13 protein-coding genes are annotated in these 12,789 nt (G+C 59.7%); 7 read left to right on the top strand and 6 right to left on the bottom strand.

All coding sequences use genetic code 11. The annotated features are described in order from the left end of the window. Positions 1-55: 55 nt before the first annotated feature. The 3 genes from dgcA to BK665_RS31495 form a co-directional block, all read right to left on the bottom strand. A complete protein-coding gene (gene dgcA / locus BK665_RS31505; RefSeq protein ID WP_123410373.1) occupies positions 56-2,116 on the bottom strand; it encodes a dimethylglycine demethylation protein DgcA in 2,061 nt (686 codons plus the stop codon). A gap of 15 nt (positions 2,117-2,131) precedes the next feature. Continuing rightward, complete coding sequence (locus tag BK665_RS31500; protein ID WP_008083165.1) at positions 2,132-2,662, bottom strand: DUF5943 domain-containing protein; 531 nt, start codon at positions 2,660-2,662, stop codon at positions 2,132-2,134. Between the two features lie 78 nt (positions 2,663-2,740). Then, positions 2,741-3,718, bottom strand: coding sequence for a dipeptidase (locus tag BK665_RS31495; RefSeq protein WP_008033250.1), 978 nt, complete (start codon positions 3,716-3,718; stop codon positions 2,741-2,743). Positions 3,719-3,939: 221 nt separating this feature from the next. Between BK665_RS31495 and BK665_RS31485 the strand changes: the two genes are divergently transcribed. After that, a complete protein-coding gene (locus BK665_RS31485) occupies positions 3,940-4,341 on the top strand; it encodes a lysozyme inhibitor LprI family protein (RefSeq protein ID WP_123410371.1) in 402 nt (133 codons plus the stop codon). A gap of 4 nt (positions 4,342-4,345) precedes the next feature. Here the strand turns inward: BK665_RS31485 and BK665_RS31480 are convergent, their stop codons facing one another. Next, positions 4,346-5,584, bottom strand: coding sequence for a type II toxin-antitoxin system HipA family toxin (locus BK665_RS31480; protein ID WP_123410370.1), 1,239 nt, complete (start codon positions 5,582-5,584; stop codon positions 4,346-4,348). Beyond that, positions 5,581-5,877 (bottom strand): helix-turn-helix domain-containing protein, encoded by a 297-nt coding sequence (locus BK665_RS31475; protein ID WP_123410369.1) that lies wholly within the window; start codon positions 5,875-5,877, stop codon positions 5,581-5,583. The genes BK665_RS31480 and BK665_RS31475 overlap by 4 nt, the downstream gene beginning before the upstream one ends. A 250-nt stretch (positions 5,878-6,127) precedes the next feature. Between BK665_RS31475 and BK665_RS31470 the strand changes: the two genes are divergently transcribed. Further along, entirely contained in the window at positions 6,128-6,544 is a 417-nt protein-coding gene (locus BK665_RS31470; protein WP_123410368.1) for a DUF3010 family protein, read from the top strand. A 135-nt stretch (positions 6,545-6,679) separates the two neighbouring features. Here BK665_RS31470 and BK665_RS31465 read toward each other — a convergent pair whose 3' ends face one another. Then, the gene (locus tag BK665_RS31465; protein WP_123410367.1) at positions 6,680-7,624 is read right to left on the bottom strand and encodes a GlxA family transcriptional regulator; all 945 of its coding nucleotides are present in this window, start codon (positions 7,622-7,624) and stop codon (positions 6,680-6,682) included. A gap of 208 nt (positions 7,625-7,832) precedes the next feature. Between BK665_RS31465 and choX the strand changes: the two genes are divergently transcribed. The 5 genes from choX to BK665_RS31435 all read left to right on the top strand — a co-directional run bounded on the left by choX (position 7,833) and on the right by BK665_RS31435 (position 12,713). After that, positions 7,833-8,777, top strand: coding sequence for a choline ABC transporter substrate-binding protein (gene choX / locus BK665_RS31460; protein ID WP_123410366.1), 945 nt, complete (start codon positions 7,833-7,835; stop codon positions 8,775-8,777). A 74-nt stretch (positions 8,778-8,851) separates the two neighbouring features. Beyond that, positions 8,852-9,739 (top strand): 3-dehydrocarnitine:acetyl-CoA trimethylamine transferase CdhC, encoded by an 888-nt coding sequence (cdhC, locus tag BK665_RS31455; RefSeq protein WP_123410365.1) that lies wholly within the window; start codon positions 8,852-8,854, stop codon positions 9,737-9,739. Positions 9,740-9,968: 229 nt separating this feature from the next. Further along, complete coding sequence (locus tag BK665_RS31445; RefSeq protein ID WP_123410364.1) at positions 9,969-10,934, top strand: L-carnitine dehydrogenase; 966 nt, start codon at positions 9,969-9,971, stop codon at positions 10,932-10,934. A 125-nt stretch (positions 10,935-11,059) separates the two neighbouring features. Continuing rightward, on the top strand, positions 11,060-11,536 hold the full coding sequence (locus BK665_RS31440; protein WP_123410363.1) for a thioesterase family protein: 477 nt from the start codon (positions 11,060-11,062) through the stop codon (positions 11,534-11,536). A 13-nt stretch (positions 11,537-11,549) separates the two neighbouring features. Next, positions 11,550-12,713 (top strand): gamma-butyrobetaine dioxygenase, encoded by a 1,164-nt coding sequence (locus BK665_RS31435; protein WP_123410362.1) that lies wholly within the window; start codon positions 11,550-11,552, stop codon positions 12,711-12,713. Positions 12,714-12,789: the final 76 nt, after the last annotated feature.

Raw genomic sequence — 12,789 nt, 5'->3', positions numbered from 1 at the left:
GTCTGACCCACCGCTTTCGCGAGCAAGCCCGCTCCCACAGGGTTATGTGCAAGCCTTAGAAATCCTTACAGAGCCTCAACGCGTCGTAGATCGCCGCGTGTGTGTTGCGCTGGGCCACGCAGTCGCCGATGCGGAACAGCAAGTAGCCGTCACCCGCCTGGCTCAGCGATGGCTGCGGCTTGATCGCGAACAGGGCTTCGATGTCCATCTGGCCCTTGTTGCGCGACGCTTCCTTCAGCGCGTAATAGATTTCTTCGTCCGGACGCACGCCGTTTTCGACGACGACCTGGTCCACCACCCGCTCCTCTTTGGCGCCGGTGTATTCGTTTTCCAGCACCGCCACCAACTTGTCGCCTTCGCGGTAGACCTTCTCCAGCATCATGTCGCCGGTCATGATCACTTCTTTCGGGTACATGCTGCGGTAGTAGGTCGGGAACGACGTGCCGCCAATCGCCACGCCCGGCTTGATGTCGTCGGTGACGATCTCGACCTGGCTGCCCTTGTCGGCGAGGAAGTCCGCGGTGGACATCCCGGTGAATTCGCAAATGGTGTCGTAGACCAGCACGTTCTTGCCCGGCGCAACCTTGCCGTCGAGGATGTCCCAACTGCTGACCACCAGCCCTTCAGCCGCGCCCCAGTGTTCGTTCTGCTCCAGGAATGGATGGCCGCCGACGGCGAGCACCACCACATCCGGACGCAGGTCGAGAATAGTCGCCGCATCGGCGGCCACGCCCAGGCGCAGGTCGACTTTCAGACGTGCCAATTCCAGCTGGAACCAGCGAGTGATACCGGCAATCTGGTCCCGTTGCGGGGCTTTCGACGCGGTGGTGATCTGCCCGCCAATGAATTCTTTCTTCTCGAACAGGGTCACGTCGTGGCCACGTTCAGCCGACACACGCGCCGCTTCCATCCCCGCAGGACCGGCACCGACCACCACGACTTTGCGCTTCACACCGGTCGATTTCTCGATGATGTGCGGCACGCCCATGTATTCACGGGAAGTCGCGGCGTTCTGGATGCACAGCACGTCCAGGCCTTGGTACTGACGGTCGATGCAGTAGTTGGCGCCGACGCATTGTTTGATCTGGTCGACCTGGCCCATTTTGATCTTGGCGATCAGGTGCGGGTCGGCGATGTGGGCGCGGGTCATGCCGACCATGTCCACGTAGCCACCCTCCAGAATCCGCGTGGCCTGGTTCGGGTCCTTGATGTTCTGCGCGTGCAGCACCGGGGCCTTGACCACTTCCTTGATCCCGGCGGCCAAGTGCAGGAATGGCTCCGGTGGATAACTCATGTTCGGGATAACGTTGGCCAGGGTGTTGTGGGTGTCGCAACCCGAGCCGACCACGCCGATGAAGTCGATCATGCCGGTGTCGTCGTAGTACTTGGCGATCTGTTTCATGTCTTCGTGGGACAAGCCGTCCGGGTGGAATTCATCACCGCACAGACGGATGCCAACGCAGAAATCGTCGCCGACTTCCTTGCGCACAGCCTTCAACACTTCCAGACCGAAACGCATGCGGTTTTCGAAGCTGCCGCCCCATTCGTCGGTGCGTTTGTTGACGCGAGGGCTCCAGAACTGGTCGATCATGTGCTGGTGCACCGCCGACAGTTCAACGCCGTCCAGGCCACCGGCTTTGGCGCGGCCAGCCGCCGTGGCGTAGTTGCCGATCACCCGCCAGATTTCTTCCGGTTCGATGGTTTTGCAGGTCGCACGGTGCACCGGTTCACGGATGCCCGACGGCGACAACAGGGTCGGCCAGTGCTCGCCGTCCCAACGGGAACGACGGCCCATGTGGGTAATCTGGATCATGATCTTGGCGCCATGCTTGTGCATGGCATCGGCCAGGTTCTGGAAGTGCGGGATGATCCGGTCGTCGGCCAGGTTGACCGACTTCCACCAGCCTTGCGGGCTGTCGATGGCCACACTGGAGGAACCGCCGCAAATCGCCAGGCCGATCCCGCCCTTGGCTTTCTCTTCGTAATACTTGACGTACCGGTCGGTGGTCATGCCGCCGTCGGTCGCGTAGACCTCGGCGTGCGCGGTGCTGAGCACGCGGTTGCGGATAGTCAGTTTGCCGATCTGGATCGGCTGGAACATTGCTTCGAAAGCCATGGCGGGTTCCTCGACTTACAACGGCTTGACGGTGAACAAACCGTCGTCGTGGCCTTCTTCGGAGCCACCGTAGACTTGCTCGGCAACCGTGCGAATCTTGCTGCCGCGAGCCTCAAGAATCTGGTCCATGGCACCGGCAAACCAACCGGTGAACATGTAGTCGACCTTGCGCCCGACCTTGCCGTACACGTAGACGAAGGCCGAGTGTTCGAGCTTGACGCTGGCGGTGCCTTTGTCGAGGTCGATGTCCTGGATCTTGAACAGGCCCCAGCCGCGCTGCGACAGGCGTTTCATGTAGTGCTCGAACACCGCGACGCCTTCCAGGCCGTGGCATTCAGCTTCTTTTTCACACCAGTGCCAGGCGGATTTGTAGCCGGCCTTGTAGAGGATCTCGGCGTAGGCTTCAGCGCCCAGCACTTCCTCGATACCCATGTGGTTGTTGACGAAGAAGTGACGCGGTACGTACAGCATCGGCAGGGCGTCGGAGGTCCAGACACCGGTTTCGCTGTCGACTTCGATTGGCAATTGCGGGGCGATCTTGGCCATGGAAACTTAACTCCAGAAAAATTGGGGTGTTGCCCCCGGCGCGGACGGCCGGGGGAAAGGATTCAGAAATGCGGTGGCTTATTCGCCCCAGACGTCTTTCAAGACGTTGACCCAGTTCTCGCCCATGATCTTGCGGACCACGCGCTCGGAGTGGCCGCGCTTGAGCAGGGTTTCGGTCAGGTTCGGGAACTCGCCGACGGTGCGGATGCCCAGTGGGTTGATGATCTTGCCGAAGCTGGTCAGGCGGCGGGCGTAGCCCTTGTCATGGGTCAGGTATTCGAAGAAGTCCTGGCCATGGCCCTGGGTGAAGTCGGTGCCGATGCCGATGGCGTCTTCGCCGACGATGTTCATGGTGTATTCGATGGCTTCGGCGTAGTCGTCGATGGTCGAATCGATGCCCTTGGCCAGGAACGGCGCGAACATGGTCACACCGACGAAACCGCCGTGGTCGGCGATGAACTTCAGTTCTTCATCGGATTTGTTGCGCGGGTGGATTTTCAGACCCGACGGCAGGCAGTGGGAGTAGCAGACCGGCTTCTTGGACTCGAGAATGACTTCTTCGGAGGTCTTGGAACCGACGTGGGACAGGTCGCACATGACGCCGACGCGGTTCATCTCGGCGACGATTTCACGACCGAAGCCCGACAGGCCGCCATCGCGCTCGTAGCAACCGGTGCCGACCAGGTTCTGGGTGTTGTAGCACATCTGCACGATACCGACGCCGAGCTGCTTGAACACCTCGACATAGCCGATCTGGTCTTCAAACGCGTGGGCATTCTGGAAGCCGAAGAGGATGCCGGTCTTGCCCTGCTCCTTGGCCTTGCGGATATCGGCGGTGGTGCGCACTGGAATCACCAGGTCGCTGTTCTCGCGGATCAGCTTCTGGCTGGCGGCGATATTGTTGACGGTGGCCTGGAAGCCCTCCCACACCGACACGGTGCAGTTGGCCGCGGTCAGACCGCCCTTGCGCATGTCTTCAAACAGCTCGCGGTTCCACTTGGCGATAATCAGCCCGTCGATAACGATGCTGTCGGCGTGCAATTCGGCTGGGCTCATCAGGCTGTCCCCTATTAGCGATTCGTGCGCCGAATCGTGTGCCGGCGCTTTGGGGCCAGCATATGCCTGAGCACCGGGGCAGCCGGGTGCAAAAACGACAGGGGGTTTGCCGAAAGCGTCAATCCGCGACAAAGGGTCGTCGCCGCGACCGATCACGCACCTGTTCAAGGGCCTGCGCATGGGCCAGAATTCGCGGCATTACTGGAATGTGGGGCTATGCAATGAAAACGATGTTCCTGGCTTTGGCACTGATAGCGACCGGCTTACAGGCGGCGGAAGAGTCCGACAACAACCCCTGCGATGCCGTCGAAAACGACGTCCAGACCCTGGAATGCTCGGCCTACAGCAGAACCACCGCCGAACAACTGCTCAAAGAAAACTATCAGGGGCTGAACGAACGCCTGCAGTCGGTTTACGCCAAGAACAAGGCGCAATTGGCTGACATCACGGAAAAACTCAAAGTCGCTCAACAGCAATGGCTGAAAACCCGTGATGCGGATTGCGCGGTGGAAGCGTTTCCGGCGACGAGTGGTAGCAAGGCATTCACCATTGCGCAAAATGATTGCGTGGCGCGGATGAGTGATGAGCGGTCGGAGTTTTTGGAGTCGATTTCGCAGGAGTGAGGCGTTAGAGCGTTTGCCACAATGACTCAAGAATGGTTAGCAGCTTCTGTCTCTGCGGTTTATCAATCCCTAGATCAGCGCAACAGGTGCCCCATTCTGAAAAAGCATCCAGCGTCTGCTCAATGTAGCTTTCGGGCTCGAGAAAGCTGAAAGGTTTGCACACCTCTATGAGGGCCTTGCGTGAGGGCTTGCCTCTGCCAGCGAATGCCGTGGTGTGCTCGTTACCACGCCCGCCGGTGCTGGAAAACGTCAGGTCGTAAGCGGGGGCCATTTTCCAGCCATCCTGGCCGCCAAAAAAAGAGAAATTTTTCGCGTGGTCGTCACGATTATGGGCAAGAGCATTGAATACCATCAATCGGGCCATTTTCTCGACCTCGGTCGCATCCCGGGTCATGGCCCAAGTTGCTCGCAGCAAATCACTGTAATCAAGGCTTGGCGTACGGAAGTCGGCGTACAAAATAGCCGCAGCGGTGAGCATATGGCGCTTGGAGCCTGCCTCTCGGTCAAACCGTTTCGTGGCGAAGAATTGCTCTGCCCCCCTGGCGGTTTCCACCTGAAACAGTTTCGACTCGGAAATCTCGACCCCTGCTCTACGTGCCATAAGAGCGTACACCTGCTCGATGGCACCGCTATCGCGATGCTCTTCTTCGCAGCGAAATTTGATCAACCAGTGCTCATATCCCTTGGGCATTTCGCCGAACGAAGAAACGGCGCGAGACTTGTCTGGTGACAGACCGATAACTGCTTTGGGTCTGGCACCTCCGGGGGAACCACCCGCCAGTCGCAGCGACGTGATGACCTCGTCGGTGCTGCCGGAAAGTATGGTTTGTGATGCCTCAAAGAGCGCGGCCAGATCGAGGTCTTCGTCTGCTTCAACGGCTTCGAACATTGGAACGTACTCAAGCGCGCCCATGCTTCGATTACCCATATAGGCAAGACGATCCAGCGGTCCTATCGCGTGGCGATCAACGCCCAATTGACTGCGAAAGAACCGATCCATCAACAGCAGACCCCAGCCATCCGGCAGAGAATCGCTAAAAGCACCGTGCAGGCCGTCAAACAGCGCCAAATCGGCGGCTTTCTGCGGATTGATAGAAAAGTCCATATGAAACGGGGCCAGATTGAACCCCTTCGCCAACCAACCCGGATCGTAGGAAAAAAACAGGCCCTGACGAGGAATCGCAACCAACTCGCCGACTCTCGATTCCTTAAGCATGACGCTGAGTGCCTTGACGGATTTCATTGGCGGCCACGTGTCCTTTCGTAGTTTTTCAGTTCTTGAAGCGTTAGAGATTGAGTGGACGCAAACAAACTCGTCAGCGGCTCTTCAACCCCCAGGCAGATCGCAATTAGGAGCAATCCATCGAGTGAAATCTTGCCGGTGGTTTCAAAACGCTTGATGTTGGACTCAGGCACTCCAGACTTTTGCGCGAGAGTACGCCTCGACAGGTTTTTGCTGAGCCTTAGACGCTTGGCATTTCCGGCAATCTGTAAGGCGAGCTCTCCAGGGGAGTAGAGGATATGGGTAAGGGCCACGCTTCAACCTCATTGGGAATGTGAGCAAGTGTAGCAGCGCCAAAAGCGGTTAATTTTTAAAAGGCATCATTTGGACCACAATACGAATAAATAAAGATTAATAGGCAATATATAGTCTTTTAAAAAGAGTAACTTTTCCTTTTATTTTTACCATCTGACCACTCGCGAGACAATCGCCCCTGCATTTGGCATCAACGCCGATCAGCTTGAGTTGTAAGCTGTCCGCCATCAGCTCGTTAAGGAATATCCAATGAACATCTGCGGCATCGAAATCAAAGGCAGCGAAGCGATCATCGCCGTGGCCTCTCTCGACGGTCAGGCGCTGAGCCACGTCGCCCTGGCCACCAAGAAAATCGCCCTGGACGATGACGACGAGGCCGCGAACGTGAAAGTCTTCGCCGCTCAGGTCGCGTCGTTTGTGCGGGAGAATTCCATTGACCGGATTGCGATCAAGAAGCGCAGCAAGAAGGGTGAGTTTGCCGGTGGGCCGACGACGTTCAAGATCGAGGGGGTTTTTCAGCTGTTGGAGAATTGCGAGGTGACGCTGCTGTCGCCGCAGACGATCAATGCCCAGGCTAAAAAGCACAATTTCGAGCTGCCGGGGACGCTGAACAAGTATCAGCATGAAGCTTATAAAGCGGCGTGTTCGGCGCTGATGAAGAAATAATCCTCTCTTCCAGACAATGAAGATCAAATGTGGGAGCGGGCTTGCTCGCGAATGCGGTGTATCAGTCGATGCATTTGCCGACGGATTCGCCGCATTCGCGAGCAAGCCCGCTCCCACATTGGTTTTGTGTCGGGTTCATGCCTTGGCGGTACGCCGATCCTCCCGCGGACACCGCTCAAACCGCGCCCGATAGCTGCGGGTGAAATACGACGGCGATTCAAACCCGCACGCAATGCTCACTTCCAGCACGCTCATATCCGTCTGACGCAACAACTGCCGCGCCTTCTCCAGCCGTAGCCGCAGATAAAAGTTGCTCGGCGTGTCGTTCAGGTGCAGGCGAAACAACCGCTCCAACTGCCGCCGGGTGACTTTGATCGACTCCGCCAACGCCAGCGTGCTCAGCGGCGGTTCGCTGTGTTGTTCCATCTCGCCAATCACATGCACCAGCTTCTTGTTGCTGATGCCATAGCGCGTGGCGACTTCCATGCGTTGGTGGTCTTTGCGCGGGCGGATGCGCCCGAGTACGAATTGTTCGCTGACCTGGATCGCCAGTTCCGGGCCGTGGGCTTGGGCGATGAGGTCGAGCATCAGGTCGATGGACGCGGTGCCGCCCGCGGAGGTGATGCGTCGGCGGTCGATCTCGAACAGCTCCTGGGTGACGCTGAGCTGTGGATAAGATTCCTTGAAGGCGTCGATGGCTTCCCAATGCAGGGTCAAGCGATGGCCGTCGAGCAGGCCGGCTTCGGCGAGGACGAAGCTGCCGGTGTCGATGGCGCCGAGGGTCACGCCTTCGTTGTCCAGTCGGCGCAGCCAGTGTTCCAGGGCCGGGGTGGCAAATTTCAGCGGTTCGAAACCAGCGACCACCAACAGCGTCGCACCTTTCTTCAGCGGTTCCAGCGCCGCATCGGCGTTCACCGACATGCCGTTGCTGGCCAGAACCGCGCCGCCATCAGCACTTAATACATGCCAGCGATACAACTCGCCGCGAAAGCGATTGGCGACCCGCAGCGGCTCGATGGCCGAGATAAAACCGATGGCCGAGAAACCCGGCATCAACATGAAGTAGAAATCCTGGGACATGGAGCGCACTCGACTGGCAGGTAACGTGAGGGCGGTAGCGTGTGGTCGTTGATACGCCACTTGTGGCCCTCATTCAAGAGCTCAGGTCGCTGCAGTGCAAGAGCTGGTCGCCGCAGTGCGTTTGTACGGGGGCTTAGCTGCGTAACTTGGTCATCACCGCGCATGAAGACGCCGGAACCCACAATAACGACCTGCCGAGGAACCCACCATGAAACGACTGATCAGCAGCTGTGTTCTTGCACTCAGCGGTACTGCTTTCTTGAGCGCCAGTGTCATGGCCGCCGACCCCGCCGCGTGCCAGAACGTGCGCATGGGTGTAGTGAACTGGACCGATGTGATCGCCACCAGCGCCATGACTCAGGTATTGCTCGATGGCCTCGGCTACAACACCAAACAAACCAGTGCGTCCCAGCAAATCATCTTCGCCGGGATCCGCGACCAGCGCCTGGACCTGTTCCTGGGCTACTGGAACCCGCTGATGACCCAGACCATCACCCCGTTCGTCGCGGCCAATCAGGTCAAGGTGCTTGAGGCTCCAAGCCTGAAAGACGCCCGCGCCACCCTCGCCGTCCCGACTTACCTCGCCGACAAGGGCCTGAAAACCTTCGCCGACATCGCCAAGTTTGAAAAAGAACTGGGCGGCAAGATTTACGGCATCGAGCCTGGCTCGGGCGCCAACACCCAGATCAAGGCGATGATTGCCAAGAACCAGTTTGGCCTGGGCAAGTTCCAGTTGGTCGAGTCCAGCGAGGCCGGCATGCTCGCCGCCGTGGACCGCGCCGTGCGCCGCAACGAGGCCGTGGTGTTCTTCGGCTGGGCGCCGCATCCGATGAACGTCAACGTGAAAATGACTTACCTCACCGGCAGCGAAGACGCCCTGGGCCCGAACGAAGGCATGGCCACGGTCTGGACCGTCACTGCGCCGAAATACGCCGAACAATGCCCCAACGTCAGCCGCTTACTGAGCAACCTGACCTACACCGCCGAAGACGAGAGCCGGATGATGCAGCCGCTGCTGGATCACAAGGACGCCTTCGAGTCGGCCAAGCAATGGCTCAAAGATCACCCGCAAGACAAGCAACGCTGGCTCGAAGGTGTGACGACTTTCGATGGCAAACCAGCGGCTGAAAACCTGTCATTGACCAGTAAATAAACCCGATTGAACCACCGAATCGCAGCCCGAACGGGCTGCGAACGGACTCATCACGCCTGCAAGGAACCCGCCTCATGAACCACGACGTCATCATCACCTGCGCACTCACCGGTGCTGGCGACACGACCGCCAGAAGCCCACACGTGCCGGTCACCCCGAAACAAATCGCGGCCGCTGCCGTGGAAGCCGCCAAGGCCGGCGCCACGGTGGTCCATTGCCACGTTCGCGATCCCGAAACCGGCAAGTTCAGCCGTGACGTCGCGCTGTACCGCGAAGTGATGGAGCGCATCCGCGAGGCGGACGTGGACATCATCGTCAACCTCACCGCCGGCATGGGCGGCGACCTGGAAATCGGCGGCGGCGAGAACCCGATGGAGTTCGGCCCGAACACCGACCTGGTCGGTCCGCTGACCCGTCTGGCTCACGTCGAAGAACTGCTGCCGGAAATCTGCACCCTCGATTGCGGCACCCTGAACTTCGGCGATGGCGACACGATTTACGTCTCCACTCCAGCGCAGCTGCGGGCTGGCGCCAAACGCATTCAAGAGCTGGGCGTGAAGGCCGAGCTGGAAATCTTCGACACCGGTCACCTGTGGTTCGCCAAGCAGATGATCAAGGAAGGCTTGCTCGACAACCCGCTGTTCCAACTGTGCCTGGGCATCCCGTGGGGCGCGCCGGCCGACACCACCACCATGAAAGCCATGGTCGACAACCTGCCGGCCGACGCGGTCTGGGCCGGGTTCGGTATCGGTCGCATGCAAATGCCCATGGCGGCGCAAGCGGTGCTGCTGGGCGGCAACGTGCGGGTCGGGCTGGAAGACAACTTGTGGCTGGACAAAGGCGTACTGGCGACCAACGGCCAACTGGTGGAGCGCGCCAGCGAAATCCTCAGCCGCCTCGGCGCCCGCGTCCTGACGCCAGCGGAAGGCCGGGCAAAAATGGGCCTGACCAAGCGCGGTTAAACCACACCACACATTCAACCTGTGGGAGCGGGCTTGTGTGGCGAGGGGGCTTGTCGGAATGCCGCACCACCCCGTTCGGCTGCGAAGCAGTCGTAAACCATTGCATGCGGTATGCCTGGCATACCGCGGTTGCAGGTTTTGGGGCCGCTTCGCGGCCCAACGGGGGCAAGCCCCCTCGCCACACAAGCCCAGCCCCACAGGGATCACCGAATTCATTCAGGACGACGCCATGAGCTTTATCACCGAAATCAAAACCTTCGCCGCGCTGGGCAGCGGTGTCATCGGCAGCGGTTGGGTCTCCCGCGCCCTCGCCCATGGCCTCGACGTGGTGGCCTGGGACCCGGCGCCCGGTGCCGAAGCGGCGCTGCGCAAGCGTGTCGCCAATGCCTGGGGCGCGCTGGAGAAACAAGGCCTGGCCCCCGGCGCCTCGCAAGATCGCCTGCGCTTTGTCGCGACCATTGAAGAATGCGTGCGCGACGCGGATTTCATCCAGGAAAGCGCCCCGGAACGTCTGGAGCTGAAACTGGAATTGCACGGCAAAATCAGCGCGGCGGCCAAGCCCAATGCACTGATCGGCTCCAGCACCTCGGGGCTGTTGCCGAGCGAATTCTATGAAGGCTCGACCCACCCGGAACGCTGCGTGGTCGGGCATCCGTTCAACCCGGTTTACCTGTTGCCGCTGGTGGAAGTGGTCGGCGGCAAGAACACCGCGCCGGAAGCGATTCAAGCGGCGATCAAAGTCTACGAATCCTTGGGCATGCGCCCGCTGCATGTGCGCAAGGAAGTGCCCGGGTTTATTGCCGACCGCTTGCTCGAAGCGCTGTGGCGCGAGGCGCTGCACCTGGTCAATGACGGCGTGGCGACCACCGGCGAAATCGATGACGCGATTCGCTTCGGCGCGGGCCTGCGCTGGTCGTTCATGGGCACGTTCCTGACCTACACCCTGGCGGGTGGCGATGCGGGCATGCGGCACTTTATGGCGCAATTCGGCCCGGCTTTGCAATTGCCTTGGACCTATCTACCGGCGCCGGAGCTGACCGACAAATTGATTGATGACGTGGTGGATGGCACCAGCGATCAGTTGGGCAGCCACAGCATCTCGGCGCTGGAGCGCTATCGTGATGATTGCCTGCTGGCGGTGCTGGAGGCGGTGAAGACCACCAAAGAGAAGCATGGGATGGCCTTCAGCGAGTAACGCGTCAGCAGGTCTGGCCCCTTCGCGAGCAAGCCCGCTCCCACATTGGAATGCGTACCCCATGTGGGAGCGGGCTTGCTCGCGAAGGCGGCAGTCCAGTCACCACCCATTTCGGAAACATCATCATGCCCGCTCTCACCACCTACCAAACCAAAATCATCCCCGACTGGGTCGACTACAACGGCCACTTGCGCGATGCCTTCTACCTGCTGATTTTCAGCTACGCCACCGACGCGCTAATGGATCGCCTGGGCATGGACAGCAACAACCGCGAAGCCAGCGGCAACTCGTTGTTCACCCTCGAACTGCACCTCAACTACCTGCACGAGGTGAAGCTCGACGCCGACGTTGAGGTCCGCACGCAAATCATCGCCCACGACAGCAAACGCCTGCACCTCTACCACAGCCTGCATTTGGTCGGCGGTGACAAGGAGCTGGCCGGCAACGAGCAAATGCTGCTGCACGTCGACCTCGCCGGCCCGCGCTCGGCGCCGTTCAGCGAAGAAACCCTGAGCAAGCTGCAAGCCATCGTCGCCGAGCAAACCGACCTGCCTACCCCTGACTACATTGGCCGAGTGATCGCACTGCCCCCAAAAAAATAACAAGGAGATCGCCATGAACACCGCCGCCGCTTTTGCCGACTTCCGCACCTACCCGTTGATCAGCGCGTTAACCGCCGTGCAAACCCTGGCGGACCGAGTCCAGGTGACCTGGGCCGATGGCCGCGTCAGCCCCTTCCATCACCAATGGCTGCGGGACAACTGCCCGTGCCCGTTGTGCGTCTACAGCGTGACCCGCGAACAAGTGCTGGAAATCGTCGATGTCGCGGAAAATCTGATACCCAATGCGGCCCGAATCGACACCGAGGGTTGCCTCCATGTCGATTGGCAGGATGGCCACCTCAGTCGCTTCGATCCTGGCTGGTTGCGCGCCCACGCCTACGACGACGAATCCCGCGCCGAACGCTTGGCCGGCAAACCGAAATCCAAATTGTGGAACAGCGATTTGCAGTTGCCGGTGTTCGACTATCAAGCATTGATGAACGACAACGACGCGTTGCTGCAATGGCTGCTGGCAGTGCGGGATATCGGCCTGACCCAGGTGCGCGGCGTGCCCACCGAACCCGGTTCGTTGAAGCTGATCGCCCAGCGCATTTCTTTCATCCGCGAGAGCAATTTCGGCGTGCTGTTCAACGTGCAATCCAAGGCCGATGCCGACAGTAACGCCTACACCGCTTTCAATCTGCCACTGCACAGCGATCTGCCGACCCGGGAGTTGCAACCGGGGCTGCAATTTCTGCATTGCCTGGTGAATGACGCCGAGGGTGGCGAGAGTATTTTCGTCGACGGTTTTGCCATTGCCCAGGCGTTGCGAGTGGAGAGCCCGGAGTCGTTCCGGGCCCTGTGTGAAATCCCCGTGGAATTCCGCAACAAGGACCGCCACAGCGACTACCGCTGCCTGGCGCCGATCATCGCGCTGGATGCGTTGGGGCAAGTGTCGGAAATTCGCATGGCGAACTTTCTGCGCGGGCCGTTTGATGCTTCGATCGACGACATGCCCACGCTATATCGGGCGTATCGGCGCTTTATTGCCATGACCCGCGAGGCGCGGTTTCGGGTGATGACGCGGCTCAATCCGGGGGAGTTGTGGTGCTTTGACAACCGCCGCACCTTGCATGCGCGCAATGCGTTCGATCCTGCTACTGGCGCCCGGCATTTCCAGGGGTGTTATGTGGATCGGGATGAGTTGTTGTCGCGGATTTTGGTGTTGCAGCGTTAGACCGCGTTATCGTTCTTCGCGATGTAGAAACGGGAACATCCTTTACAAACGAAACCGGGGACATCCTTTACGTTTT

This window comes from Pseudomonas frederiksbergensis (assembly GCF_003732665.1).
In the GTDB taxonomy this organism is placed as follows: domain Bacteria; phylum Pseudomonadota; class Gammaproteobacteria; order Pseudomonadales; family Pseudomonadaceae; genus Aquipseudomonas; species Aquipseudomonas frederiksbergensis_G.
This window is presented reverse-complemented; position numbering and strand designations above follow the sequence as displayed.